Raw genomic sequence first — 24,955 nt, 5'->3', positions numbered from 1 at the left:
TCAAGTCCTGCTCCCTTGCGACCCGTCGGTCCAGCCAAAGTCATTGTGCATTGCCATCAGAATCAGAACCAGACCCTGACGCCAGCGACAAAACTGACCGCATCTGGATCTTCTCCTGCGAGCCGTGACAAACGCGCGGTGTCACCCGCCTTCCGGCTCCATTCCACGCCAACATAGGGCGCGAGCTCGCGTCGGATCTCATAGCGCAAGCGCGCACCCAGTTCGAAGTCGGTGAGTCCTGATCCGACCCCGATCACGGGCATGTCCTGAGCGGAGAAATTAAGTTCCGCTCGAGGCTGGAAGATGAGGCGCTGGGTGATCCGCTCATCGTAGCTTCCCTCAAGGCGAGCCCGGATGTCCCCCTTGTCGGAGAGGAACATCTGCCCCGTCAAATGGAACCAGTAAGGCGCGATCCCCTCTACCCCGAGCACGGCATAAGTCCGCGAGGGATTGGGCACTATATCGTGCCGCAAGCCGACATGGGCATTCCAGAACGGCGAGATGGCACGTGAATAGAGTGCCTGGATTTCCAGATCCTCGATCGGCTCGCCGAATGCGCCCTCGCCCTCTGTTTTGATCAGGAGGCGATCGACGTCACCGCCGAACCAGGCCTCGCCTGCCCAACGATAACCGTCCCTGCCCTTGCGCGCCTGGAATTCGGCGAGATCGAAGAGCACCATCGACCCGCTGAAGGCTCCATTCTCTCGCCGTAGGGCTTCGCGTGCGCGCGCCATCTCAGCGGGATCGAACACGGTATCCGCGGCATGGTCGCCTGGCGGCGCAGGGGCGGGAGCAGTTCCGATAGCCGGATCACCCTCGGACATGCCCGTCATGGCATTCATATCATGGCCGGAGTGATCGATGGCTTCAGGCCGTGGCGGACCGGCTGGCTTAGGCTCGGCAGCGTGTCCGGCATGGGGATCGACTGCGACAGGCGCGGGAACTGCAGCTTCGGGCTGACTATGGCCGGAATGGTCCATTGCAGCCGGCGCTACCTCGCCTCGAGCAACTGTGCCGGGCGCATCCTTCATTTCCATGCCTGGCATGGAGGATTGGGCCACCGCAAAGCCGGGCGTTGCCAACAAGACAGCAGCGCTGATGAGAAGGGTCGCCTTCATGCCGCGTCCTCCTCATGGCGCACGGTCACGACCCGGAACATCCCCGACATCATATGCAGCAGCATGTGACAGTGGAATGCCCAGTCGCCGAGCTCATCGGCAGTCAGATCGAACGAGACCCTGCCGCCGGGCAGGACGTTGACCGTGTGTTTCAGCGGATGATGGCCGGGACTCCCAGTAACCAGTTCGAAGAAATGACCGTGCAGGTGAATCGGATGGGGCATCATGGTGTCGTTAATGAGATTGATGCGCACCCGCTCCATGTGGCGGAACGGGATCGGCTCAGTGTTCTCGCTGAACTTTTCGCCGTCGAAGGACCACATGTAGCGCTCCATGTTGGCGGTCAGATGGATGTCGATCTCTCGCGACGGCGTGCGCTTGTCGGGATTGGGGGTCAGCGATTTGAGGTCACGATAAGTCAGCACCCGGTGATCGACTTTCTCTAGGCCCGTCGGGCGTTCGCCTGTGCGGTCCATCGGCATTGGCGAAAGCGTTGCCACGCCTGGCCCCAGTTTGACCTGCGGCGCGACCGCCGGATCGCGCATCTTCATCGAGCCGTGATCCACCCCGGGCATCGCGTGGCCCATCGCTGCGTGATCAGCTACACTCGCATCGGCACCGGGTGCAGACATATCGCCCATGCCCATGTCTTTCATGGACAGCAGCGGGCGTTCGCGGATCGCCGGGATTGGCGCGACCATGCCGAGGCGCGGAGCAAGCGTGGCGCGCACCTGACCGGAGCGGTCGATGGCTTCGGCGATGAAGCCATAAGCCTCATCACTCCTGGGCTCCACTATGACGTCATAGGTCTCGGCAATGCCGATCTGGAACTCGTCGGTCTCGACTGGCTGCACGTTCTGCCCATCGGCGGCAACCACCGTCATCGCAAGGCCCGGAATCCGGACATTGAAATTGGTCATGGCGGCGGCATTGATGATGCGCAGGCGCACCCGCTCGCCGGGGGCGAACAGTCCGGTCCAATTCGCGGCGCTGTCATGCCCGTTGACCAGGAAATGATAGGTTGCGCCGGTGACATCCGAAATGTCTGTCGGGTCCATCCGCATCTTGGCCCACATACGGCGCTCGGAAGCGGACTGGTCTTTGCCATCGAGCAATCCCGAAAAGGTCTGCTTTTGCATGTTGAAATAGCCGGGCTGGGCCTTCAACTTCCGCAACTGGGTGTGCGGATGCATGAAGCTCCAGTCGGCGAGCATGATTACATGTTCGCGGTCATAGACCACCGGATCGGGCGCGGCGGGATCGATGACGATCGCGCCATACATGCCCAACGCTTCCTGCATGCCGGAGTGGCTGTGATACCAATAGGTGCCAGACTGCCTGACGGGAAACTCGTACACGAAGGTCTGTCCGGCCTTGATCCCGGGAAAGCTCACTCCCGGCACGCCGTCCATCTGGAAAGGCACGAGCAACCCGTGCCAATGAATTGAGGTTTCCTCGTTCAGCGTGTTGTTCACCGCGAGGCGAACCTTCTGGCCCTCCTTTAACCGGATGACCGGGCCCGGTGTCGCACCGTTGATGCCGATGGCATGCCCATCACGTCCGCCGACCCTGAGCGAGGCATGGCCGATGGATAGTGCGATTTGCTCCCCGGACAACACGGCCATCGGGGCACCAAGACCAGAAGTTCCGCTGCGCGCCCAGGCCGGGAGCGCTGCCGAAAGCGCAAGGCCCCCGCCTCCCAAGGCAGCCGAACGGATGAGTGTACGGCGATCAAGCGCAAAAGAGTGCATGAATGGTGTCCGGTGAGATTGACGGCTTCAACGTCCTATACGCAGCCGCTTTCCCTAGCCCTCAGATCTGGTTGCCAAGCATCGCCTTTAATTTTCCCCTGGCCCGATAGAGGCGGGTCTCGACCGTCTTCTCGCTGACTCCCAGCACCTCTGCGGCTTCAGCCTGGCCGAGGCCGTCGATCGTGCGGAGGACCAGCGCCTCGCGCAGACGGGACGGCAAGCGCGATATGGCCGCGGTCACGCGCGCCAGTTCGGTCCGGTCCGCGGCTTGCACGTCGGCAGGAATGGAATCATCCGAAACTTCGAAAGCCATCTCCAGCGGCGCTGCTCGCGTGAAGAAAGCCCGAACCTTTCTCCGCCTCGCCCAGTCCCGGCACTTGTTGAGCGCGATGTGCTTAAGCCAGACCAGGAAAGGGCGCTCATGGTCGTAGCGTCCAAGCGACGAGAACGCGGCGATGAAGGTTTCCTGGGTGATATCAAGTGCCTCGTGCGGGTCGCCGACCGACGCTCGCACCAGACGAAAGACAGTTTCACGGTGGCGCGCCAGCAGTTCGCGATAGGCGTCTTGCCGACCGGCGAGCGCCAGTGCCGCGAGCTCGCCGTCGCTTCCGTCGGACAGCGAAAGGCTCACGGCAATTCCGGGGTCAGGGCTCTGGTAACCGACCGGTCGAACCTGGCCGCCTGATCGGGCCTCAGGACGGCGCGCATGGCAAAGAGATGCTCCAGTGTTTCCTTCTGCATCTCACCCATGACCTTGTGGGTATGGTCGATGGCGGCGGTGACTTCCGGACCATAGCCATGTTCCGCTTCTATCGCTTCGGCCAGACGGGCATTGGCCGCCCGCATCTCCAGCTCAAGCACCTTGCGGCGGGTGGCAAAACGCTGCTCGATTGCTTCAATCTTTGCTTCCTGTGCGGCATCGAGTTCGAGTTCGCGGTGCAGCAGTGCGTGGAGTTCGGTCTCGCTCTGCCCTTCCGGAGCGAACAGGACGCGACCGGCATAAGTTCCGGCCAGCGCCGCCGCAAATGCAACAAGCCCGATAACGATCAGCCGCCTGGTCCAATTCACGGGTGCACATCCAGCAAGGTTGAAGGTGCGAGCAGATTGTCGGGGGCAAAGGGTGAGAGTGGCTGAGCTGTGGCGGGTTCGCCGCCCGCCAGTCCACCACCCGCTATGCCAACCGCCAGGGCGAGGGCTGCGGCAAAGCCCGTCAGCCGAGACCCGGCCGCAGCCTCGCGGCGGCTCGCAGCCACTCCGGCAAGCACTTTGTCGTCGATTGTCGCCAGCCCCGAAGGGGCCGGAAGTGTGGCCAAACGGCGGAGCGCCTGATCAAGATCTGACATGGTGAGTCTCCCAAGGTGTCGACATCCAATACGAAGCCATTTCCCCGATCCCTCAGAAAAACCGAACCCGCCCAATTTGAGGGATGCTGTTCCGGCGCGCGTATTTCATCCTGGTAGCCAATTCCAAGGAGTTTCCTCATGCGATTGATCAGCCTTGCCCTCGCCGCCGCGGCTCTGGGTCTTATGGTCCCGCAGCTTGCCAGCGCGCATACGCGGCTTGTGTCCTCGACCCCGGCCGCCAATGCAACGGTCGAAGCACCAACGAGGATCGAACTGCGCTTTAATGAGGCGGTGATCGGCGCAACGGCACGGGCCGAGATCGCGATGACGGGAATGCCGGGTATGGCAAACCATGCGCCGATGCCGATCACGGGTTTCACCGTGCAGCTGGGCAAGGACCGGAAATCGATGACTTTGCTGCTCCGCCGCCCGCTCGCCGCCGGCACTTACCGCGTGACCTGGAGCGCGGCCGGAGCCGACACGCATCGCATGGGCGGCAACTTCAGCTTCACCGTACGCTGAAGACATGGACAACCTGCCTGTCATCGCCATCCGGTTCGCGCTTTACGCCGACCTAATGGTGCTGGCAGGTGTGACGGCCTTCTCGCTTTACGCGCTGAAACCCGAGGAGCGAGGCACTGTCTTGCTGCCGCTGGCCAAACCCGCCCTCCTCCTTTCGCTGCTCGGACTGCTGCTGTCCGGCGGCGGCATGATCGCACTTGTCGCAGCCATGACCGGGACAAGCCTCTGGGCAGTAGATGGCTCGGCCTTCAGGGAAATCGTTACACAGAGCGCCATCGGCAGCGCCTGGGTTGTGCGCATGGTGGCAGTTGCAATTGCCCTGCTTGCCGCCCTGGGGCTTGGCCGAACCCCACACCTAGCAAGATACTGTCTGCTTGCCTCGGCTGTGCTTGCCATCGCCACGCTGGTTTGGACTGGCCATGCCGGTGCAACCGAAGGGTGGACTGGAACGCTCCACCGGCTGAGCGACATCGTCCACATGCTGGCGGCGGCTGTATGGATCGGCGGAATCGCCGCCTTCTCCTGGCTGCTTTTTCAGCCATTGGCGCAGCAATCCGATGCGCAGATCAGGATCGCGCATCGGGCGCTTGAACAATTCTCGCGGGTTGGGACGCTTGCGGTCGGGTTGATCGTTCTCACGGGCATCATCAACAGCCTGAGCCTAATGGGCTTGCCGCATCCGTACGCCTTGTTCGCTTCGCGCTACGGCCAACTCCTGCTTATCAAGCTCGCCCTGTTTGCTGCAATGCTGATGCTGGCGGGTGTCAACCGCTGGCGGCTGACACCCGCCCTTGGTGCAGCCATCGCCAACGGCAATCCGGTCCCCGCGTTACGTAGTCTTCGGCAAAGCCTGATTCTGGAGACGTCCACAGTGCTTACGATCCTCGCCGTGGTGGCCTGGCTGGGTACGCTGGAACCGATCATGGCGTACGGGTGAATTACCTCTTGACCCTGACGTGATGTCAAGGTTGATGAGAGGTGCGACCAGAGGAGCACGAAGTATGACCGAGTCGCATCACGACCATGCGAAATGCGCCCATTCCGGATCGAAGGCTCCAGGAATGGTGATTGACCCCATCTGCGGAATGAGCGTTGACCCTGCGACGACGACGCATGTCGCCACCCATGACGGCGCCCATCACTACTTCTGCAGCTCTGGCTGTCTGACCAAGTTCGAAGCTCATCCGGCGCGCTATGTGATTGATGCGCCGCGCCCGACAGAACCGGTGCCAGAAGGCGCGATCTGGACCTGCCCGATGCATCCGGAGGTTCAGCAAGCAGGGCCGGGAAGCTGCCCGATCTGCGGCATGGCCCTGGAACCGATGACCCCGACGCTCAGCGATGGACCGTCACCGGAATATGCCGACATGAAGCGGCGCTTTGTGATCGGGCTCATCCTCGCCTTGCCGGTAGTGGCACTCGAGATGGGCGGACACTTGAGAGGACTGCGCCATTATCTGGATGGGAACATCGGCAACCTGGTTCAGATGGTGCTGGCAACGCCAGTGGTTATCTGGGCTGGCTGGCCCTTTTTTGAACGCGGCCTGGCCTCGATCAAGAGCCGCAATCTCAACATGTTCACCCTGATCGCGATGGGGACCGGAGTCGCTTGGGCCTACAGCATGGCGGCGACGCTCGCGCCTGGCATTTTTCCGGCCGCGTTTCGCGCGATGGACGGCTCGGTCGCGGTCTATTTTGAGGCGGCAGCGGTCATTACCGTCCTGGTCTTGCTTGGCCAACTGCTTGAACTGCATGCCCGCGAGACGACCAGTGGCGCAATCCGCGCATTGCTCGACCTTTCGCCCAAGCTCGCCCGCCGGGTTCGTCCCGATGGCAGCGACGAGGAGATCACCCTCGACCAGGTAATGGTCGGCGACACTTTGCGCATTCGCCCTGGCGAAAAGGTGCCGGTCGATGGCGTGGTGCTGGACGGCCGCGGCACGGTCGATGAATCGATGGTGACTGGCGAGTCCATGCCGGTGATCAAGGAGGCAGCGTCGAAGCTGATTGGCGGCACGATAAATCAGACCGGTGGCCTCGTGATGCGCGCCGAGAAGATTGGGCGCGACACCATGCTGGCACGCATCGTCCAGATGGTGGCAGAAGCCCAGCGCAGTCGTGCGCCAATCCAGCGGCTTGCAGATGCCGTGTCTGGCTGGTTCGTGCCGGCGGTGATCGCTGTCGCGGTGATCGCATTCGTCGTCTGGTCCCTGGTCGGCCCGTCGCCGGCGATGGGCTATGGCCTGATTGCAGCGGTGACCGTGCTGATCATCGCCTGTCCCTGTGCGCTTGGTCTAGCAACCCCGATGTCGATCATGGTGGGGGTCGGACGCGGTGCCCAGGCCGGTATCCTTATCAAGAATGCCGAGGCGCTCGAACGCATGGAAAAGGTCGATACCCTTGTCGTCGACAAGACCGGCACGCTCACCGAAGGCAAGCCTGCGGTGGTCGCGATCGAGACGGCCGAGGGGTTCAACAGCCAAGAGGTTCTGCGCCTTGCCGCCAGCCTCGAACGCAGCAGCGAGCATCCGCTGGCCCTGGCCATTGTCCGGGATGCAGAAGCCAAGGGTCTCGCAATCAGTGAACCTGGCGACGTCGATCAGCCCGTCGGCAAGGGCATCACCGGCATCGTCGATGGACATCGGCTTGTTGCTGGCAATGCCCGCTTTCTTGAGGAGCAGGGTATCTCGACTGCCCAACTGGCGAGGCGTGCTGACGCCCTGCGCGCTGACGGGGCGACCGCAATTTTCCTTGGCATTGATGGCCGTGCTGCGGGTGCCATCGGCATTGCCGATCCGGTTAAACAGACCACGCCTGCCGCGCTCAAGGCGCTGGCCGAAGCGGGCATCCATGTCATCATGTTGACCGGAGACAATCGCATCACAGCTGAGGCCATCGCGCGGCGGCTCGGCATTGACGACATCGAAGCCGATGTCCTGCCCGATCAGAAGAGCGCGATCGTGAAGCGCTTGAGGGACGAAGGCAGGATCGTGGCGATGGCAGGCGACGGTGTGAACGACGCCCCCGCGCTTGCTGCTGCCGATGTCGGCATCGCCATGGGCACCGGCACAGACGTTGCGATCGAAAGCGCGGGCATCACACTGCTCAAGGGCGATTTGACAGGGATAGCGCGTGCCCGGCACCTAAGCCACGCAACCATGACCAACATCCGGCAGAACCTGTTCTTCGCCTTTGCCTACAACGTCGCTGGTATCCCGGTGGCTGCGGGCGCGCTCTACCCGCTGTTCGGCATCATGCTTTCACCGATCATCGCAGCGGCTGCAATGGCACTTTCCTCGGTCAGCGTCATCGGTAATTCGCTGCGTCTCAGGAGGATTGCGCTATGAGCCTTTCCAGCAAGCGCGCGTGGTTGCTGGCCGCGGCATCGGGCGCGCTGATCGCCGCTTTCCTGCTCTATCCGGAACACCGGCAGCACTTCTTCGGGCTGATCCCTTACGCATTCCTGTTCGCCTGCCCGCTGCTGCACTTCTTCCATGGCGGCCACCACCAAGGACGCTACCCGAAGTTCGGCGAACAGCGGCCATGAACATCGGACAGGCATCGAAGACCACTGGCGTGTCGGAGCGGATGATCCGGCACTATGAGCGCGTAGGGTTGATGCCGCCCCCTGACCGACGCGACAATGGTTACAGGGATTATTCGCCGCAATCGATCGAGCGCCTGCGCTTCATTGCCAACGCCCGCGGCCTTGGCTTCTCGCTTGAGGAGATCACCACTCTCCTCGGCCTATGGGACAACCGCGAGCGGACGAGCAGTGAAGTGAAGGCCGTTGCCCTGGCACATGCCGATGACCTTGGTCGCAAGGCCGCAGCACTTGAAGCCATGCGGCGCGCCTTGCTGGAACTGGCCGAAGGGTGCAGCGGCGACAGCAGACCCGATTGTCCGATCCTCGACGGGATCGCAGTCAGTTGACCAGATCCTCTGGACACCTGCACATCGATGCGGTCGCTCGCGAACACATCCGGACGGAAAGATTGCTCTTAATCAGCGGGTCCTAGGTTCGAGCCCTAGTGCGTCCACCACTTTCCCCATATTTTTCAATCGGATACAAAGCTCGTCGGATCGAGCGACCGGGAGCGTTTTCGTTCTAGGTAGCTCTCTAGGTAGCAGCGCGCAAATTCGGCGCTGCGGCGGCTCAGGCTCCACACATCAGCGTTCACGGTGAAGGATTCATGGCTAGCCCGTTGTCCGACTGCGCTTGAGCGAGTCGTCGTTTCACCACCCAGCCAGCGCGACTGCTAAACCCATCTTTGCTCGGCACCAGCATCACCGGCTGGGATGGCCGTTAAGAGCATCGAGCATCACGGCGAAACAAGACAGCTAAGCCACCCGAGCTCCGATCCAAATCACCCGGCCGACAATATCGACGCCCTTGCGCTGGATGCCCTGCCAACTCGGATATGCGGGGTGATCGGTCAGAACGGTCAGACGGTTCTTCGTTGGGTCGATCGCTATCCGCCTCACGAAGATTTCAGAAGACCCACGGATGGCATAAAGGCCTTCACGCACGCTCTCCTGGGCGCGAACTCGGCTAATCATAACCTCGTCGCCATTGCAGAGGGTCGGCTCCATCGCCTCACCAACAATTGGCAAGATTGCGACACTGGCGGGCTGATCACACAGCCGACCTAGCCAAGCCGCATCAACCAGCCGCCATTGTGAGCGTGAATCGTTGCCTGTCCCGTTCAGCAGGGGGACTTTGATTATCGATCGCGTTAGCGTCCGCGTTCGTGGTGTAATTTCTGGTGTAGATTGAGGTGATCGCATGGGGTGGGGCATGCCCCACCCCATGCGATTTCGATCTCGGTGGCCACCGGGCTCATTGGTAAGGTGGAGTTTCCAGACTTCACACCAACCAAGGAGTTGATCCCGATGACCGAAGACAGACTACCGCTTGCCGAGCTTTTGGCGAAGAGCGGAGATGGAGATTTTCTGCGCACCATTGCCGAAAGCGTATTGCAGATCATCATGGAGGCCGACGTCGAGGGCCTGGTCGGTGCCGCCCGGCACGAGCGTTCCGGCGAGCGGACGACCTGGCGCAACGGCTACCGCGACCGCAGCCTCGATACCCGGCTCGGCACGCTCAACCTGAGGATCCCCAAGCTGCGGACCGGCGCCTACTTCCCGGGCTTCCTGGAGCCGCGAAAGACAGTCGAGAAGGCCTTGGTCGCCGTGATCCAGGAGGCGTGGATCGCCGGCGTCAGCACCCGGCGCGTCGATGATCTGGTGCAGGCCATGGGCATGACCGGCATCTCCAAATCCTCGGTCTCGAAGCTGTGCAAGGACATCGACGAGCGCGTCCATGCCTTCCTCAAGCGCCCGCTTGCCGGCGACTGGCCCTACCTCTGGCTCGATGCCACTTACCTGAAGGTGCGCCAGGGCGGCCGGATCGTCAGCGTTGCCGCGATAATCGCCGTTGCCGTCAACACCGAGGGCAAGCGCGAGATCGTCGGCCTGCACATCGGCCCTTCGGAGGCAGAGGTGTTCTGGTCAGACTTCCTCAAGGACCTCGCCCGGCGCGGTCTGACAGGGGTCAAGCTGGTCATCTCGGATGCCCACGAAGGCCTCAAGGCAGCGATCACCCGCGTCCTCAGCGCCACCTGGCAGCGCTGCCGTGTCCACTTCATGCGCAATGCGCTGGCCTACGTTCCCAAGGGCCAGAACACCGTTGTTGCCGCCGCCATCCGCCAGGTCTTCCTCCAGCCCGATCATGCCGCTGCGACACAGGTCTGGCGTCAGGTTGCCGACCAGCTGCGCGCCCGCTGGCCGAAGCTTGGCACCTGCATGGATGAAGCCGAGCATGACGTGCTCGCCTACATGACCTTCCCTGAGCAGCACCGGGTCAAGCTCCACAGCACCAATCCGCTCGAACGGCTGAACAAGGAGGTCAAGCGCCGCGCCGATGTCGTCGGCATCTTCCCCAACGAGGACAGCATCATCCGCCTCGTCGGCGCCGTCCTGCTCGAGCAGAACGACGAATACCAGCTCCAGCACCGCTACATGCAGATCGAGGGCATGGCAGCGCTCGCCACACCAACAATCGAGGAGGCTCAGCCGCTACAGATTACACCAAAGGCCGCCTGAAAATGAAGCCCGCTGGCCACACCCGAATTTACACCACATTGACGGACACGACCTCGATCGCTGCCCGACTGTCTGAGGTGGTGCCGGTTTTCTGGACAGGATGCTAAGCTAATCCCGACCTGATGGATTGGTACGGGAATGAAGACGACGAGAAAGCGCTACAGCGCGGATTTCAAAGCCAAGGTGGCGCTGGAGGCGATCCGGGGCGACCTGACGCTGGCGGAGCTGGCAGCCAAGCATGGCGTGCATCACACGATGATCGCATCGTGGAAACGCCAGGCCATCGATGGGATGGCAGGCACCTTCTCCGGGGCCGGCGATGCGGCTAAGGTTATCAGCGAGAGCGAGGTAGAGAAACTGCACGCCAAGATTGGGCAACTGGTGGTGGAGCGGGATTTTTTAGCGAAAGCCTTCGGTCGATGAGCGTGGACTGGAGGCGGGCGATGGTTGAACCTGCTCACCACCGCCTGTCGATCTCGACACAGTGCCGTTTGCTGCGGATCAGCCGCTCATCCTATTACTACGCACCGGTGCCGGAAACGGACGAGACGCTGGCGCTGATGACGGTGATCGACACGGCGTTCCTGGACTGCCCATGGTACGGCAGCCGCCAGATGGCGCGGCACCTGCGGCGTGCCGGACACGAGGTCGGTCGCCGTCGGGCACGGCGGTTGATGGCGAAGATGGGGCTGACGCCGATCTACCAGCGGCCGCGCACGAGCGATCCGCACCCGCAGCACCGGATCTATCCATACTTGCTGCGCAAGCTGACGATCGAGCGGCCGAACCACGTGTGGTGCGCCGATGTGACATACATCCCCATGCGGCGCGGGTTCCTCTACCTGGTGGCGATCATGGACTGGGCGAGCCGCAAGGTGCTGGCCTGGCGCCTGTCGAACACGATGGACGCCGGCTTCTGCGTCGCGGCGCTGGAGGAGGCGCTGGCCCGGTTCGGCAAGCCAGAAATCTTCAACACAGACCAGGGCAGCCAGTTTACGTCGCAGGCCTTCACCAGCGTGCTGCGCGACGCTGAGGTCCGCATCAGCATGGATGGTCGGGGCCGGTGGATGGACAACGTCTTCATCGAGCGCCTCTGGCGATCCCTGAAGTACGAATGCGTCTATCTCCATGCCTTCGAGACCGGATCGGAACTGCGGGCTGGCCTTGGCCGGTGGATCACCTATTACAACACCCAGCGTCCGCACTCGGGCCTGGCCGGGAGAACCCCAGTCGAGGCCTATAGGCGGATCGGACAATCAGATCATGGGGGGCATGCCCCCCATGATCTGATGATCAAACAGGCGGCATAACGACAACCGGGATTAGCTTAACTTAGCCGCCAAACTGTCCAAGAAGGCGGGACCACCTCAGCCATTCGCCGCCGGATTAACTCACAGGGAGGCTTCGCCAACATCCCAGTCAAGCGCAACCGCCGTAAAGGCTTCGCATTCAGCAGTTTTCTCTACCGTTATCGCAATTTGGTCGAACGGTTTTTCGGGAAGCTCAAAAACGCCAGAGGTTTAGCCACCAGATACGACAAACGAAGCGACAACTTCCTCGCCGCCATCAAGCTCTTCTGTGCACGCCTATGGATCGCTGCTAATGAGTCTACGGCCTAAATCCAGCGTGTCGGTTACATCCTCTGCCCGCATGTTGGTGCACAGGTTGGCCTTTGGCCAGCTGGACACCCGCAAAAACCCCTCGCGTTTGGGGCCATGATCTGATTCACTCTGTGCATTGGACGGAGAGGTTTGATGCACTCACGCAGCCTGTTTTCGCTGGCGGAGCACCTGGAGCGGCTGAGCAAGGACGGCGACCCGCTGGAGGTTTTGGCGGGCACGGTGGAGTTCGAGCGTTTCCGGCCGCTGTTGACCAAGGGCCTCGGTTATAGTGACGGCGCCAAGGGCGGCCGGCCAGCCTTCGATCCTGTGGCGATGTTCAAGGTACTGGTGGTTCAGGCGCAGCATAATCTGTCGGATGCGCGGATGGAGTTCATGATCCGGGATCGGCTGAGCTGGATGCGCTTCTTCGGCTTCGACCTTGGCGGCGCGATGCCAGACGAAAACACCATCCGCCACTATCGCAACCGGCTCACACAGAGCGGCACGCTCGAGGCTTTGATGCAGGCGTTCGAGCAGCAACTGCGCGAGGCGGGATATCTGGCGATGGGCGGTCAGATCGTCGATGCCACGCTGGTGCCCGCGCCCAAGCAGCGCAACACCGAGGACGAGAAGGCCGCGATCAAGGCGGGCAAGTCGGCAAGGCAGATCTGGCGCGGCAAGCCGAACAAGGCGCACCAAAAGGATGTCGACGCGCGCTGGACGGTGAAGATAGGGGGCAAGGTCCGCCATCGTCCCGATGGGACGCCGCTGCCGCAGATCGCCACGCCGGTGTTCGGCTACAAGTCGCATATCAGCATCGATCGGCGCTACGGCTTTATCCGCAAAGCAACCGTCACCTCGGCAGCCGACAGCGACGGGCGCCAGTTGCGCAGGGTGATCGACACGAGCAACACCGCTGGCGATGTCTGGGCAGACAGCGCCTATCGCAGCAGCAAGAACGAGGCATGGCTCAAGGCCAACATGCTCAAGAGCCGCATTCATCGCCGCAAGCCCAAGGGCAAGCCGATGCCCGAGCGCATGGCGCGGGCCAATGCGGCAAAGTCAGCGATCCGGGCACGGGTCGAGCATGTCTTTGCGCACCAGAAAAACCGCTATGGCCTGTTCATCCGCACCATCGGCATTGCCCGTGCTCAGGCCAAACTCACGCTCGCCAACCTCGCCTACAACTTCGACCGCCTGATCTTCCACGAACGGCGCGCAGCCACGGCATAGGTGCGCCCGAAATCCGCAGCAGCGGATGAAAAGCCCATCAAAACCAGCGCAAAAAGGACAATCTGTCCGCACAAACGGTCATCCTGTAGGCATCATGCCGCACCGCGGCCAATCAAGTCGCCAAAATCACGGTTGTTGCGGGTGTCCAGCTTCGCTTCCCAGGCGATGATGTAGCGCGAGAAGTCGTCGAGCACGGTGGAGAGATACAACCAGCCCCACCCGATGATCTTGAAGTAGGTGAAGTCGGTCTGCCACATCTCGTTCGGCCGGGTGGTCTTGGTATGGAACGCATCGGCGGCTTTCACCACGACGTATGCCGGACTGGTGATCAGGTCGTGTGCTTTCAGCAGGCGGTAAACCGTCGCTTCAGACACAAAGTATTGGCGTTCATCGGTAAATCGCACAGCCAGTTCGCGCGGTGACAGCTCCGTCTGCTCCAGCGCCATCTCGACGATCTGATCCTGCACTTCAGGCGCGATGCGGTTCCACACCCGGCTCGGCGCCGAGGGTCGATCCTCCAGCGCCTCCGGGCCGCCCTCGAGGTAGCGGTCATACCAGCGGTAGAACGTCCGGCGGGCAATGCCGAGCTGGTCCAGTGTCCGCTTGGTGGGCAGGGGCGACTGCTCGACGAGCCGGATGATCTCGAGTTTCTCGGATGCGGGATACCTCATTCTTCGCCCTCCCCATCCGCGATCATGCTTTTTTAGCAGACGGTTTTCGAGCGTCAGGTAGGCCACGCATTCCTTCAGGGCGCGGGCTTCGCGGCGCAGATCCTGCACCTCGCCAGTGGTTGCGGGGACTGTCAGGAATTTCGTGTGTGGGCGGGCATAATGGGTGAGAAGGAGTCCCACTATGTCTCGACGCAAAGAACCTGTGATCCCGTCTGATTTGCTGGATCAACTTTTGGCTGGCGGTGATGCTGCTGCGGCCTTGCAGCAAGGCGGCTTGCTGGATTCGCTGAAGAAGGCCTTGGCCGAACGCGCGCTTAATGCCGAGATGGATCATCATCTCGGCCACGAAGAGCAGGCTGGCAACAGCCGCAATGGCTATGGCCGCAAGACGGTTGCCACGGGCACCGGTAAGATCGAGATCGAGATCCCGCGCGACCGGCAGGGCAGCTTCGATCCGCAGCTGATCGCCAAGTATCAGCGCAGGTTCCCGGGCTTCGACGACAAGATCATCTCGATGTATGCCCGCGGGATGAGCACCCGGGAGATTACCGGGTATCTGCGCGAGCTGTATGGCATCGACGTCTCGCCGGACCTGATATCGACCGTCACCGACGCCGTGCTCGAGGAGGTCGCCGCCTGGCAGGCCCGGCCGCTCGATCAGGCCTATCCGCTGGTGTTCTTCGATGCCATCCGGGTCAAGATCCGCGATGAAGGCATGGTCCGCAACAAGGCGATCCACATCGCGCTCGGCGTGATGGCCGACGGCACCAAGGTCGTGCTGGGCCTGTGGATCGAACAGAACGAGGGCGCCAAGTTCTGGCTGCGCGTGATGAACGAGCTCAAGAACCGCGGGGTGGAAGATATCATGCTGGCCGTCGTCGACGGCCTCAAGGGCTTCCCGGATGCGATCACCGCCGTGTTCCCCGAGGCGATCGTCCAGACCTGCATCGTGCACCTGCTGCGCAACTCGATGGACTTCGTCTCCTGGAAGCACCGCAAGCCGCTGGCGGCTGCTCTGAAGGGCATTTACCGCGCGGTTGATGCCAAAGCTGCCGAGGAGGCACTCACCGCCTTCGAGGCCAGCGAATGGGGCCAAAAATACCCTGCCATCGGCCAGAGCTGGCGCCGGGCATGGAGCGAGGTCATACCTTTCTTCGCCTTCCCGGAGGAGGTCCGCAGGATCGTCTACACGACCAATGCTATCGAGGCTCTGAACGCCCAGCTTCGGCGGGCGGTGAGGGCCAGGGGGCACTTCCCCAGCGACGAAGCAGCAACCAAGCTACTCTATCTGATCTTGAACCGCTCCGAGAAAGAGTGGAGAATGCCGCCACGTGAGTGGTCCATGGCCAAGGCCCAGTTCGCCGTCCTGTTCGGTGAGCGCTTCATCAAGGCCATGGCGGCCTAATGTTCAACCGCCCGCCCACACACGAAATTCCTGACAGTCCCCTATCGCGCGAACCGACAATCTGTTCGCCTATCCCGAGGGCGCTCCGCAGGTCCACGTCCGGCTGGGATCCATCCATTCGGTGAAGGGCGAGTCCCACACTGCGACACTGGTGCTTGACAGCTTCTACTTCGCGCATCACCTGAGCGAGCTCAAACCCTGGCTCCTCGGTGCTAAGGCGGGCGGGTCGCGCCTGAATGGCCGAGGCAACGTGGTCACCGAAGGTTCGCGAATGCTCGGTAGGCTGCGACTGCACTATGTCGCGATGACGCGCCCCACCCATCTCCTGTGCCTAGCGATGCGCAAGGATGTCTTTGCCGCGGGAGAACTCGACATTCTCACCGGGCGCGGCTGGATGGTCATCGATTGCTGCGTGCCTACGCAGACCTGAGCATCCGGATGACAGCTTTCAGGGTTGTCGACTGTTAGGTCGAATGACCGACAGTGATCGTCGCCCCCAACGCGGACCCGGTGGACCATCAGAACAAGATCTTCCCCGGCCGCTGATCGGGATTCCCCGGCATAAGGCTCCCTTAGCAGAACCCGCGACTGATCTATGAGACCGAACTTGGGAGCCGCCCCGGCTCCCCAAGACACTTGACTTCGGGCCATCCGCGCCCGCAAGACTGCCTCATTAAAGTAAGCCTTCCGACGGATTCAAAATGACGCTCGATATTCGTGGAAGTCTGAAAAACACCAAGATAAGTTCGGACAGATACGTTGTCCTCGAAGAACTCATCTCGAACTCGATCGACGCCTTCCTGATCCGGCAGCACACCGATCCAGGGGCGCGGAGTCTTGCGGTCTCGATCGAGGCCGACATCACTTCGTCTGGTCTGCTTGCCGATGGCACAGACATATCGATCACCTGCAAAGACAATGGCTGCGGCTTCGGTAACGACCAGGCCGACGCCTTCGTGACCAAGGACACTTCGTACAAGGATGACCTCGCCATCGCCGGGATCGGCAAGTGCAAGGGTTCGGGCCGCATTCAGTACTTTCACCACTTCGAGCGCGTGGGGGTGCAGAGCACGTTTCGCAACGAGACGGGGGTCGCCACCCGCACACTCGTGCCCGACGCTGCACGCAAGAAGATCGACGTCGCCGACTTCATCAGCACCAACGGCGACGAACGACAGATAGGCACCGCGATCAGGCTCGAGGGACTCAGGGACGCGACGCGGGCAAAGCTCTTCAGGACCGAAGCCTTGTCCGACGTCTTCTCGGCGGCGAACATGCGCCGCAACATGCTGATCGCGTTCCTGCAGCGCCTTGTGAGCCTCAAGTCGCAGTTGGGTGACTTCGTCATCGCGTTTGAGACCCGACATTCCAATGGTGGCGTCGAACGGAGCAGCCTGACAGCGGCGGATCTGCCGGAAGTGACAGTGGTCAGGTCGACCGAGGTCGCCGAACGCGATCCCAAGTCCGGCGACCTGTTGGGGACGACGCAGACCTTCACCCTCTCGCACTACCGGCTTGACGCCCAGACCTACGACCTTCCTCGCAACGCGATCTCGTTCTGCGCCAGATCCTCGCCGGTGCTCGACATAACCAAGAGATACCTGAAGACGGTTGCCGAGCAGAACCGCCCGGTCGAAGGCTTCCACCACATCGTGCTGATCGAGGCCGACCTCCTCGACCGGCGCGTCAACGAGCAGCGCGACGGATTCCACGAGATTCCTGACGAACTGCCGGTCTGCGACCTCTTCACCGACGCGACCGTCGCATTCGCCGACATCTACGAACAAATAGATCCTATCATTGCGGAGATGGTCACCCCCTCCGGCTGGAGCAAGGACGACGTCATCAGGGACGTAGCTGACAAGTTCGGCGTGATCCAGGCGATGCTTACCGACACCGACACGCGGGTCATCTACGGCGACACTGCAAAGTCCGTCGCCGAGCGCGTGCTGAAGAAGTACCAGGAACGCATCGTCGCCGACACCGCCGAGATCTTCGACCTGCGCGCGGAGATCGAGGCAGCTGAGCCGCACACCGCCGACTTCCGCCACAAGATTAACGAGCTGTCGTGGAAGTATACTTCGTACCTCAAGACGTTCGACATGGCGAACCTCTCCCAGCTCGTCGTCCGTCGGGCAGCGATCGTCGAAGTCCTAAAGCTCGCCTGCGGACGGGGCCTCGCCGTGCAGGCCGTCGAAGATGGCCAGCGTCGCAAGGACGAGCAGATCATCCACAGCATCTTCTTCCCGATGCGAAAGGACAGCCGTGAGACGACCGACCACGACATCTGGCTCCTGAGCGAAGAGTATCAATATTACGAATACATCGCGTCCGATAAACCGCTCTCCCAGATCGAATGGGACGACGGAGAGAAGCTGTTCGATCCGACCATCGACACCGAGCTAGCGGAAACCCTGCGCCGCCGGACCAAGGATCATTCCGCCAAGCGGCCCGACATCGCGATCTTCGGAGAGGAGGGCTCGGCTATCATCATAGAATTCAAGGCGCCGGGCGTTCCATTAGAGCCTGATCCGAAATTAAGTTGAGTGGTGCCAGCGGGTTAGCTTGACGCGAGCCCAAGTCGCTGATTCACGGGGTTTTGCAACAAACTTCGGGAGTTCAACGATGTGGACCGACACCACCCGGGCGCAGTATGCCCGTGCCGACCTGGCTTTGCCAAGCGATTTGACCGATGCGGAATGGGCCGTGCTGGAGCCGTTACTTCCGGGCCCTTGCTGTGTAGGGCGACCGCGCAAATGGCCGCTGCGGCGGATCATCGAGGCGATCCTGTATCTGCTGCGCGGTGGGCTGCCCTGGCGGATGTTGCCGCCCTGCTTTCCTCCGGTCTCGACGGTGCGGCGCTGGTTCTATCTGTGGCGCGACAATGGTCTGTGGCTCTCGCTCAATCACGCCCTGCTGCTGATCGGGCGGGAAGCCCTCGGGCGCGAGGCTTCTCCGAGCGCTGGGGTCATCGACAGCCAAAGCGTGAAAACCACGGAAAGCGGCGGGCCTTGCGGCTATGACGCAGGCAAGAAGATCAAGGGCCGCAAGCGACACATCGTGACCGACACCGAGGGCAATCTCGTTCATGCCGTGATCCACACCGCTGACGTGCAGGATCGCGATGGCGCGCCGTTTGTTCTGGCCGAGATCATCCGCCGTCACCCTTGGCTCAGGCACATCTTCGCCGATGGCGGCTATGCTGGCGACAAGCTTCGCCAGGCGCTGCGCAAGATCGGGAAGTGGACGGTCGAGATCATCAAGCGATCCGACCATGCCAAGGGCTTCGAGGTCCTGCCCAGACGCTGGGTGGTCGAGCGGACCTTTGCGTGGCTCGGTCGCAACCGCCGCCTCGCCAAAGACTTCGAGCAGACCATCGCATCGGCAACCGCGTGGCTGTTCATCGCCTCAATTCAGCTCTTCGTCCGCCGTATCGCAAGAGCATGTGATCTGCCCCCTTCTGAGTGGTCCAAAATTGATGATATTTTGGATGACGAAGGAGAATATGAATGCCGGCCAAGAAGCATCGCCCGGAAGAGATTATCGGCAAGCTGCGTGAAGCGGAGGTCGTGTTGGCGCAGGGGGCGACGACGGCTGAAGCGTGTCGCCGGATCGGCGTTACGGAACAGACCTATTATCGGTGGCGTAAGGAATATGGCGGTCTGAAGACCGACCAGGCGCGGCGGATGAAGGACTTGGAGAAAGAGAATGCGCGGCTTCGGCGTGCGATATCGGACCTGACGCTGGACAAGCTGATATTGCAGGAGGCTGCCCGGGGAAACTTCTGAGCCCCGCGCGCCGAAGGCGCTGTATCGATCACATCAGAATGATGATGCCGGTGTCTGAGCGGCGGCTGTGCCGTGTGCTCGGGCAACATCGATCGACACAGCGCAAGGCGCCCCGCGGGGCGAACGACGAAGCAGCTCTGACCGAGGACATCATTGCGCTGGCCCGGCAATATGGTCGTTATGGCTATCGCCGGGTGACGGCGTTGCTGCGCGATGCGGGGTGGCATGTGAACCGCAAGCGGGTCGAGCGCATCTGGCGGCGCGAGGGGCTGAAGGTACCGCAAAGGCAGCCGAAGCGCGGGCGGCTCTGGCTGAACGACGGATCGTGCATCCGGCTTCGGCCCGAGTATCCCGGCCATGTCTGGTCCTACGACTTCGTCGAAGGGCGGACCCACGATGGTCGCAAATACCGGATCCTTTCGATCATCGACGAGGCGAGCCGGGAGTGCCTGGCGTTGCCGGTGGCACGCAAGCTCAGGAGCGATGACGTTCTGGCGGCGCTCGCCGAGCTGTTCGTCACGCGTGGGCCACCAGCGCACATACGGTCCGACAATGGCCCGGAGTTTATCGCGACGGCGGTGCAGCAATGGCTCGCCCAGATCGGCGTGAAGACGCTGTATATCACGCCCGGATCACCATGGGAGAATGGCTATTGCGAGAGCTTCAACGGATCGCTGCGTGATGAACTGCTCAACGGCGAAATCTTCTACTCGCTCGCCGAGGCCCGGATCCTGATCGAGGCCTGGCGGCGACATTACAACACCGTCCGGCCGCACAGCTCGCTGGGATACCGACCACCCGCGCCGGAGGCCGTTCCATCGCCAGTGTCGCCCTCCGGTTCCGCTTCGCTCCACCTACGGCCGACACTGGCGATGGAGGCGTCAATGCACTAACATATAGCCCGGACCACTCGGTGGGGGCCGGTCACATGAAATCTATCGCGATAATTTTGAATCAGACTCTTAGACGAGCACATCGGCGACCTGTCGCGCTACGCGCACCTACTTGCAGCGAAGTCGAACGGACGGCTCAAGAAGTTCTACGGCTATCTGGTCGGAGATACGCTCGATCCGCTGGGAATGATCGGCTGGAAGAAGTTCGCGTCCGGTCGCAGCTTCTTCCACACTAGCGCTCTAGAAGATCCGGACACCGGACGCATGCTGGGCGAGCTGTACGCCGAAACCCTCCTTTACGAGGACATCGTGGATCGGGCGAGCAAGCGTATCGGGGTGTACCGGGAAAAGCTACAGATCGACTTCTCAAAGAAGTAGCATGTCGTCCACTTCCAACAAGCGATGTGATCTATGAAGCCCAGGCAAGCCGAAAATACCGGTGTGCCGCGACTACCGTCCGACGGGGAGCTCGACGCCGTGGTCGCAAATCTCCAGCGCTCGGTCCAAGAGTGGGCCTCCCGGCACGAACTCTGGTTTGACTGCGGCTTCCAGTCCTACGCGGAACGGATCGACGGAGAACCCGGAAACACGCCCGTCGTCACGATCCTCCACTTCGACGGCGACCTAGGCCGAGCGCTCGACGGCGAATTCGATGGCCTCGACGTCGAATTCCACGAGCTGCTCGAGCGCCATGGCTTCTGGTATGAGCGAAACGACGCTGTCAGCGCACACATATATCCCGCGGACGAAAGCCCGCTGCTCCAGCCGTTCCTCGACCAGGCGAACTGGCAGTGGGTCTGCAGCCTCGTCCAGCAGGACGTGGCAGACGTTTACGAGGAGCTGTACTCTCATTTCGCGAAGCGTCCGGCTGATCTCGAGCGCCTGACATGGAGAGAGTATGAGATACTTCTCTTCAGGATCTTCCAGAGCCAGGGGTTCGCCTGTGAACTCGGCCCAGGCACTAACGACGGTGGCGTCGACATTCGGATCCTGCAGCGTGATCCGCTTGGCGACATATTAACCCTCGTCCAGGCCAAGCACTACGCGCCAAAGAATAAGATCGGCCTCTCCGCCGTAGCGGCACTTCACGGTGTCGCTGATGTAGAGGCCGCGCAGAGAAGCATCTTCGTCACGACCTCCGACTATCTGCCGTCAGCGCGAAAATTCGCCAGCAGAACCAAGATCCCGATGACGCTCGCGACGTCCGAGCATGTGCGGGACTGGTGCCGGAACGCGAGCGACGGGATCATCCGCGACAAATCTAAGCTGATCTCGCCCGAAACGGTCTCACGTTTGATCCAGGACCTAGCAGCGAACGATCCCCGCATCGTTCAAGCGAATACAGGCTACTCGGCAATCATGAACCAATTCGCGATCGTGCTGAAGCAGACTAAGCACGCGGCGCTTCTGATGGCCATACCCGCTCGAACGATATCGGACGATGGCTATGGCCAGAGGGGTCTGGAAGTTCCCGACATTGGTCCCGCCTGCCTTGATCGACTTACGGCGGAAACGGTCTTTCGTGCAAAGCGATCCGTTCGCAACGGCGAAGTCAGCTACTGGACGGGTAGCACCCTGTTCTCGCCTTGGAACGGGGTGCCAGCCTACTTCGACCTCTGCGATTGAGGCGGCCAAGACCGTTCGATTCCCGCACGCCGCTTGTGTGACAAAATGACCGGAGGGTGTAAGCGACCCGAATGACGGATTTCAGCAAAAGCTGACGCTCATATTCACGATGTTGAATGTCTTGACCTGGTCGGTCCCTTCAATTCCAACCATTCCAGCGGCCTGGCCGGTAGCGTCAGTGGACGCGCTTGACAGCGAGCACTATCCTAAGCCGCCATGTTTCACCTCCTCTGCACCAAGAAACTGCTAGATCGGATCAAACCCGAGATCGCTGAGCCCGGACAAAGCGACACCGCGCTGGGCAATTGGTATGCCACGGTGCTGTTCTGGAAGCCGCAAGTCGCTTTGCTGGTTTCTGAGCGCACGCTGCTTCCCGTGCTTATGCCGCTAGCCCCAGCGGCCACGCTTGCTCGACGGTTCCCGGCACATTTGGCGCTGGTTCTGAAGGAGCACGGCGTCCCAAGCGAATTCGTCGCTCAGGAAATCTGGCGGATGGACAAGGTCCAGTACGCAAAGACTGCGAACCGGAGCGTCGTGGGCATCATCAATGAGTTCGTCAAGCAGACCGAATTCTGGCTGGCCGCTTATGCCTATGAGCCTGATCCGAAATTAAGTTGAGTGGTGCCAGCGGGTTAGCTTGACGCGAGCCCAAGTCGCTGATTCACGGGGTTTTGCAACAAACTTCGGGAGTTCAACGATGTGGACCGACACCACCCGGGCGCAGTATGCCCGTGCCGACCTGGCTTTGCCAAGCGATTTGACCGATGCGGAATGGGCCGTGCTGGAGCCGTTACTTCCGGGCCCTTGCTGTGTAGGGCGACCGCGCAAATGGCCGCTGCGGCGGATCATCGAGGCGATCCTGTATCTGCTGCGCGGTGGGCTGCCCTGGCGGATGTTGCCGCCCTGCTTTCCTCCGGTCTCGACGGTGCGGCGCTGGTTCTATCTGTGGCGCGACAATGGTCTGTGGCTCTCGCTCAATCACGCCCTGCTGCTGATCGGGCGGGAAGCCCTCGGGCGCGAGGCTTCTCCGAGCGCTGGGGTCATCGACAGCCAAAGCGTGAAAACCACGGAAAGCGGCGGGCCTTGCGGCTATGACGCAGGCAAGAAGATCAAGGGCCGCAAGCGACACATCGTGACCGACACCGAGGGCAATCTCGTTCATGCCGTGATCCACACCGCTGACGTGCAGGATCGCGATGGCGCGCCGTTTGTTCTGGCCGAGATCATCCGCCGTCACCCTTGGCTCAGGCACATCTTCGCCGATGGCGGCTATGCTGGCGACAAGCTTCGCCAGGCGCTGCGCAAGATCGGGAAGTGGACGGTCGAGATCATCAAGCGATCCGACCATGCCAAGGGCTTCGAGGTCCTGCCCAGACGCTGGGTGGTCGAGCGGACCTTTGCGTGGCTCGGTCGCAACCGCCGCCTCGCCAAAGACTTCGAGCAGACCATCGCATCGGCAACCGCGTGGCTGTTCATCGCCTCAATTCAGCTCTTCGTCCGCCGTATCGCAAGAGCATGAAATCTATCGCGATAATTTTGAATCAGACTCTATGAAAAGGGTGATGATGACGACCTCCTAGCGATTTCCGCCAAGCTAGCGGAGACACCGTGTGGACCGCTGTACAAGGGTCCGGTTTCGCCGGACAAAGCCCTTCATGAACTCGTGAAGGCTGGTGCGCAGACATGAGTCTGCTGGCCGGCAACTGTGCTCGGAGATCCTACAGCACTCCGCTGGAAGCCCAACTCATGCGGTCAGACAGGATCGATGGGCAAATCGACGATGCGGAAAACAGCTCCCGAACCGGCATCGCGGACAAGGTCAACCCGCTCGCCATCCCAGTGATAGTCGAGGTGGCGCCCCTGCAAAGGATTTGACGCGCAGTCCGGGTAGAAGAGTGCGACGCACTCCCCGCCAGGATGTCGGATGCTCGGGTAGACAATGCCGTCGGATTCCGCACCCCTGAGATTCGCAGCCAGAGCTTGGGATGCTGCGTAACTTTCAGGATCCAGGGCCGGCGCGAGTTCTACATCTCTGAGATCATGGAGGTCAGCATCGACTGACATAACGATCTCCCGGAACTGCGAGGTCCAGCCAGGCGCTTCCTTTGTCCGTGCCATGAAGCGGGCATGGTGGTGGATCGTCTCGAACAACGCGGTTTCAAACCGGTCCCCGACATAGAGAACACCATAGCTGCCATCGGTAAATCGGCTCGGCCGGTCAGTGCTGACATGAGTGAATGGCGCCATGAGGTAGGATGCCCCATTGCCGCCGACGCGTCGGTCGACTGGAACGAGGTCGAGATTGCCAATCGTCGCCATGATGCGGGGATTGGTCTTCTGCTCTGCCGAGATCAGCAGCGGCCAGTCGGCTGGATCAGCGATGTCCTCGAACAGGTCGATCGGCGGAAAGGCGCTGCGGATGATCCTGACAGCGCCCCTCCACTCAACTCGAGAAACCGGGACATCCGCGGTTTTGCTCACCAGCCACCACGCTCGGCGTCGAGGTAGCGACGCACCCGCATGATGTCGGTGAGTTCGCCTCCGAGCATCACATCGAGCGCACTGGCTCCACCGAACGCGTCATTGGCTGCCCTGATCCAGGCATATCCCCGCGTCGCCTCCGAGTAGATGGTCCGGAGCGCCTTGTGGATGCCCATCAGGTTAGAAAGACGAGCGCGTCCGTCGCGCGAAACGCGCCCGGCACCTTCAGCCTTCCAGCGGCGATAGGAGCGCAATGGCATGTCGAGCAGCGTTGCCGCCTGGTCGTCGGTCAGCTCCCATTTGCCGAACAGATTGAGGACTGCCCGGAACATGGCAGCTGCCTCATCCTGGGTAATCGGATCGGGACGGAAAGCGGTAACGGCAGTATCAACGGGTTGTAGAGCCAGCATGGCGATTC

Annotated in this window: 25 protein-coding genes and 2 pseudogenes; 18 read left to right on the top strand and 9 right to left on the bottom strand. The window is 61.5% G+C overall.

Going from position 1 to position 24,955, the window contains the following annotated elements:
- Positions 1-62: 62 nt before the first annotated feature.
- The 5 genes from SPYCA_RS04775 to SPYCA_RS18970 all read right to left on the bottom strand — a co-directional run bounded on the left by SPYCA_RS04775 (position 63) and on the right by SPYCA_RS18970 (position 4,212).
- The gene (locus SPYCA_RS04775; RefSeq protein ID WP_120219147.1) at positions 63-1,118 is read right to left on the bottom strand and encodes a copper resistance protein B; all 1,056 of its coding nucleotides are present in this window, start codon (positions 1,116-1,118) and stop codon (positions 63-65) included.
- Positions 1,115-2,869, bottom strand: coding sequence for a copper resistance system multicopper oxidase (locus SPYCA_RS04770; protein ID WP_120219146.1), 1,755 nt, complete (start codon positions 2,867-2,869; stop codon positions 1,115-1,117). Before SPYCA_RS04770 ends, SPYCA_RS04775 begins: the two co-directional genes overlap by 4 nt.
- 61 nt (positions 2,870-2,930) lie before the next feature.
- Positions 2,931-3,500, bottom strand: coding sequence for an RNA polymerase sigma factor (locus tag SPYCA_RS04765; protein ID WP_027443892.1), 570 nt, complete (start codon positions 3,498-3,500; stop codon positions 2,931-2,933).
- Positions 3,497-3,937: a Spy/CpxP family protein refolding chaperone gene (locus tag SPYCA_RS04760; RefSeq protein WP_027443891.1), complete on the bottom strand. Its 441-nt coding sequence runs from the start codon at positions 3,935-3,937 to the stop codon at positions 3,497-3,499. Before SPYCA_RS04760 ends, SPYCA_RS04765 begins: the two co-directional genes overlap by 4 nt.
- Positions 3,934-4,212, bottom strand: a complete 279-nt coding sequence (locus tag SPYCA_RS18970) for a DUF3693 domain-containing protein (RefSeq protein WP_143737092.1) — start codon at positions 4,210-4,212, stop codon at positions 3,934-3,936. Before SPYCA_RS18970 ends, SPYCA_RS04760 begins: the two co-directional genes overlap by 4 nt.
- A gap of 138 nt (positions 4,213-4,350) precedes the next feature.
- On the opposite strand from SPYCA_RS18970, the gene copC reads away from it, so the two are divergent.
- From copC to cueR, 5 genes are all read left to right on the top strand, one after another.
- On the top strand, positions 4,351-4,734 hold the full coding sequence (copC, locus tag SPYCA_RS04755; RefSeq protein ID WP_120219145.1) for a copper homeostasis periplasmic binding protein CopC: 384 nt from the start codon (positions 4,351-4,353) through the stop codon (positions 4,732-4,734).
- Between the two features lie 4 nt (positions 4,735-4,738).
- Positions 4,739-5,671: a copper homeostasis membrane protein CopD gene (copD, locus tag SPYCA_RS04750; RefSeq protein WP_120219144.1), complete on the top strand. Its 933-nt coding sequence runs from the start codon at positions 4,739-4,741 to the stop codon at positions 5,669-5,671.
- Between the two features lie 64 nt (positions 5,672-5,735).
- The gene (locus SPYCA_RS04745; RefSeq protein ID WP_120219143.1) at positions 5,736-8,081 is read left to right on the top strand and encodes a heavy metal translocating P-type ATPase; all 2,346 of its coding nucleotides are present in this window, start codon (positions 5,736-5,738) and stop codon (positions 8,079-8,081) included.
- Positions 8,078-8,281 (top strand): DUF2933 domain-containing protein, encoded by a 204-nt coding sequence (locus SPYCA_RS04740; protein ID WP_066556611.1) that lies wholly within the window; start codon positions 8,078-8,080, stop codon positions 8,279-8,281. Before SPYCA_RS04745 ends, SPYCA_RS04740 begins: the two co-directional genes overlap by 4 nt.
- Positions 8,278-8,667 (top strand): Cu(I)-responsive transcriptional regulator, encoded by a 390-nt coding sequence (gene cueR, locus SPYCA_RS04735; RefSeq protein WP_011445792.1) that lies wholly within the window; start codon positions 8,278-8,280, stop codon positions 8,665-8,667. The genes SPYCA_RS04740 and cueR overlap by 4 nt, the downstream gene beginning before the upstream one ends.
- 408 nt (positions 8,668-9,075) lie before the next feature.
- On the opposite strand, the gene SPYCA_RS19505 is transcribed toward cueR, so the two are convergent.
- Positions 9,076-9,522 carry a S24 family peptidase gene (locus tag SPYCA_RS19505; RefSeq protein WP_232003636.1) on the bottom strand — a complete coding sequence of 149 codons (447 nt, stop codon included), beginning with the start codon at positions 9,520-9,522 and terminating at the stop codon, positions 9,076-9,078.
- 105 nt (positions 9,523-9,627) lie between these two features.
- Here SPYCA_RS19505 and SPYCA_RS04725 point away from each other — a divergent pair, with 105 nt between their 5' ends.
- From SPYCA_RS04725 to SPYCA_RS04710, 4 genes are all read left to right on the top strand, one after another.
- Positions 9,628-10,839: an IS256 family transposase gene (locus SPYCA_RS04725; RefSeq protein WP_066120009.1), complete on the top strand. Its 1,212-nt coding sequence runs from the start codon at positions 9,628-9,630 to the stop codon at positions 10,837-10,839.
- A gap of 138 nt (positions 10,840-10,977) precedes the next feature.
- Positions 10,978-12,149 (top strand): IS3 family transposase gene (locus SPYCA_RS04720; RefSeq protein WP_443029480.1). Its coding sequence is split into 2 segments (ribosomal slippage): positions 10,978-11,242 and positions 11,242-12,149, totalling 1,173 coding nucleotides; the frame shifts between segments, so codons are not numbered across the junction.
- Between the two features lie 63 nt (positions 12,150-12,212).
- Positions 12,213-12,458 (top strand): transposase, encoded by a 246-nt coding sequence (locus SPYCA_RS04715; protein WP_120219140.1) that lies wholly within the window; start codon positions 12,213-12,215, stop codon positions 12,456-12,458.
- A 135-nt stretch (positions 12,459-12,593) separates the two neighbouring features.
- A complete protein-coding gene (locus SPYCA_RS04710; protein WP_120220341.1) occupies positions 12,594-13,673 on the top strand; it encodes an IS5 family transposase in 1,080 nt (359 codons plus the stop codon).
- 155 nt (positions 13,674-13,828) lie between these two features.
- Here the strand turns inward: SPYCA_RS04710 and SPYCA_RS04705 are convergent.
- Positions 13,829-14,467 (bottom strand): annotated as a pseudogene (locus SPYCA_RS04705) (helix-turn-helix domain-containing protein); the annotation flags it as partial.
- Between the two features lie 58 nt (positions 14,468-14,525).
- On the opposite strand from SPYCA_RS04705, the gene SPYCA_RS04700 reads away from it, so the two are divergent.
- The 9 genes and pseudogenes from SPYCA_RS04700 to SPYCA_RS04660 all read left to right on the top strand — a co-directional run bounded on the left by SPYCA_RS04700 (position 14,526) and on the right by SPYCA_RS04660 (position 23,575).
- Positions 14,526-15,749 carry an IS256 family transposase gene (locus SPYCA_RS04700; protein WP_120218713.1) on the top strand — a complete coding sequence of 408 codons (1,224 nt, stop codon included), beginning with the start codon at positions 14,526-14,528 and terminating at the stop codon, positions 15,747-15,749.
- Between the two features lie 271 nt (positions 15,750-16,020).
- A complete protein-coding gene (locus SPYCA_RS19380) occupies positions 16,021-16,179 on the top strand; it encodes a hypothetical protein (protein WP_197715371.1) in 159 nt (52 codons plus the stop codon).
- Positions 16,180-16,450: 271 nt separating this feature from the next.
- Positions 16,451-18,295, top strand: a complete 1,845-nt coding sequence (locus tag SPYCA_RS04690; protein ID WP_197715370.1) for a hypothetical protein — start codon at positions 16,451-16,453, stop codon at positions 18,293-18,295.
- A 79-nt stretch (positions 18,296-18,374) separates the two neighbouring features.
- Positions 18,375-19,190, top strand: a pseudogene (locus SPYCA_RS04685) (IS5 family transposase); the annotation flags it as partial.
- A gap of 68 nt (positions 19,191-19,258) precedes the next feature.
- A protein-coding gene (locus SPYCA_RS04680; RefSeq protein WP_120218721.1) for an IS3 family transposase occupies positions 19,259-20,430 on the top strand; the annotation gives its coding sequence in 2 pieces (ribosomal slippage) (positions 19,259-19,523 and positions 19,523-20,430; 1,173 coding nt in all).
- A 186-nt stretch (positions 20,431-20,616) separates the two neighbouring features.
- Positions 20,617-20,808: a hypothetical protein gene (locus tag SPYCA_RS19375; RefSeq protein ID WP_197715369.1), complete on the top strand. Its 192-nt coding sequence runs from the start codon at positions 20,617-20,619 to the stop codon at positions 20,806-20,808.
- Positions 20,809-20,841: 33 nt separating this feature from the next.
- Positions 20,842-22,056: a restriction endonuclease gene (locus SPYCA_RS04670; protein ID WP_120219139.1), complete on the top strand. Its 1,215-nt coding sequence runs from the start codon at positions 20,842-20,844 to the stop codon at positions 22,054-22,056.
- A gap of 216 nt (positions 22,057-22,272) precedes the next feature.
- Entirely contained in the window at positions 22,273-22,674 is a 402-nt protein-coding gene (locus SPYCA_RS04665) for a DUF6933 domain-containing protein (RefSeq protein ID WP_232003528.1), read from the top strand.
- 79 nt (positions 22,675-22,753) lie between these two features.
- Positions 22,754-23,575, top strand: a complete 822-nt coding sequence (locus SPYCA_RS04660) for an IS5 family transposase (protein ID WP_066114500.1) — start codon at positions 22,754-22,756, stop codon at positions 23,573-23,575.
- Between the two features lie 233 nt (positions 23,576-23,808).
- On the opposite strand, the gene SPYCA_RS04655 is transcribed toward SPYCA_RS04660, so the two are convergent.
- Complete coding sequence (locus tag SPYCA_RS04655) at positions 23,809-24,537, bottom strand: RES family NAD+ phosphorylase (protein ID WP_120219138.1); 729 nt, start codon at positions 24,535-24,537, stop codon at positions 23,809-23,811.
- Complete coding sequence (locus tag SPYCA_RS04650; protein ID WP_120222151.1) at positions 24,534-24,947, bottom strand: MbcA/ParS/Xre antitoxin family protein; 414 nt, start codon at positions 24,945-24,947, stop codon at positions 24,534-24,536. Before SPYCA_RS04650 ends, SPYCA_RS04655 begins: the two co-directional genes overlap by 4 nt.
- Positions 24,948-24,955 lie beyond the last annotated feature (8 nt).

Source organism: Sphingopyxis sp. FD7 (assembly GCF_003609835.1).
Taxonomy (GTDB): Bacteria; Pseudomonadota; Alphaproteobacteria; order Sphingomonadales; family Sphingomonadaceae; genus Sphingopyxis.
Note: the sequence above shows the minus strand (reverse complement) of the source record. Positions and strands in the feature narration are given on the sequence as shown.

What these genes read in the sequence shown, in the direction of transcription:
- SPYCA_RS04690 (WP_197715370.1), top strand. Translation starts at nt 16,451, where the DNA reads ATGACGCTCGATATTCGTGGAAGTCTGAAAAACACCAAGATAAGTTCG.
- SPYCA_RS04700 (WP_120218713.1), top strand. Translation starts at nt 14,526, where the DNA reads ATGTCTCGACGCAAAGAACCTGTGATCCCGTCTGATTTGCTGGATCAA.
- SPYCA_RS04670 (WP_120219139.1), top strand. Translation starts at nt 20,842, where the DNA reads ATGAAGCCCAGGCAAGCCGAAAATACCGGTGTGCCGCGACTACCGTCC.
- SPYCA_RS04665 (WP_232003528.1), top strand. Translation starts at nt 22,273, where the DNA reads ATGTTTCACCTCCTCTGCACCAAGAAACTGCTAGATCGGATCAAACCC.
- SPYCA_RS04745 (WP_120219143.1), top strand. Translation starts at nt 5,736, where the DNA reads ATGACCGAGTCGCATCACGACCATGCGAAATGCGCCCATTCCGGATCG.
- SPYCA_RS04660 (WP_066114500.1), top strand. Translation starts at nt 22,754, where the DNA reads ATGTGGACCGACACCACCCGGGCGCAGTATGCCCGTGCCGACCTGGCT.
- SPYCA_RS04710 (WP_120220341.1), top strand. Translation starts at nt 12,594, where the DNA reads ATGCACTCACGCAGCCTGTTTTCGCTGGCGGAGCACCTGGAGCGGCTG.
- SPYCA_RS19380 (WP_197715371.1), top strand. Translation starts at nt 16,021, where the DNA reads ATGCTCGGTAGGCTGCGACTGCACTATGTCGCGATGACGCGCCCCACC.
- cueR (WP_011445792.1), top strand. Translation starts at nt 8,278, where the DNA reads ATGAACATCGGACAGGCATCGAAGACCACTGGCGTGTCGGAGCGGATG.
- SPYCA_RS19505 (WP_232003636.1), bottom strand. Translation starts at nt 9,522, where the DNA reads ATGCGATCACCTCAATCTACACCAGAAATTACACCACGAACGCGGACG.
- SPYCA_RS04770 (WP_120219146.1), bottom strand. Translation starts at nt 2,869, where the DNA reads ATGCACTCTTTTGCGCTTGATCGCCGTACACTCATCCGTTCGGCTGCC.
- copC (WP_120219145.1), top strand. Translation starts at nt 4,351, where the DNA reads ATGCGATTGATCAGCCTTGCCCTCGCCGCCGCGGCTCTGGGTCTTATG.
- SPYCA_RS04650 (WP_120222151.1), bottom strand. Translation starts at nt 24,947, where the DNA reads ATGCTGGCTCTACAACCCGTTGATACTGCCGTTACCGCTTTCCGTCCC.
- SPYCA_RS04775 (WP_120219147.1), bottom strand. Translation starts at nt 1,118, where the DNA reads ATGAAGGCGACCCTTCTCATCAGCGCTGCTGTCTTGTTGGCAACGCCC.
- copD (WP_120219144.1), top strand. Translation starts at nt 4,739, where the DNA reads ATGGACAACCTGCCTGTCATCGCCATCCGGTTCGCGCTTTACGCCGAC.
- SPYCA_RS04725 (WP_066120009.1), top strand. Translation starts at nt 9,628, where the DNA reads ATGACCGAAGACAGACTACCGCTTGCCGAGCTTTTGGCGAAGAGCGGA.
- SPYCA_RS19375 (WP_197715369.1), top strand. Translation starts at nt 20,617, where the DNA reads ATGATCGGCTGGAAGAAGTTCGCGTCCGGTCGCAGCTTCTTCCACACT.
- SPYCA_RS04740 (WP_066556611.1), top strand. Translation starts at nt 8,078, where the DNA reads ATGAGCCTTTCCAGCAAGCGCGCGTGGTTGCTGGCCGCGGCATCGGGC.
- SPYCA_RS18970 (WP_143737092.1), bottom strand. Translation starts at nt 4,212, where the DNA reads ATGTCAGATCTTGATCAGGCGCTCCGCCGTTTGGCCACACTTCCGGCC.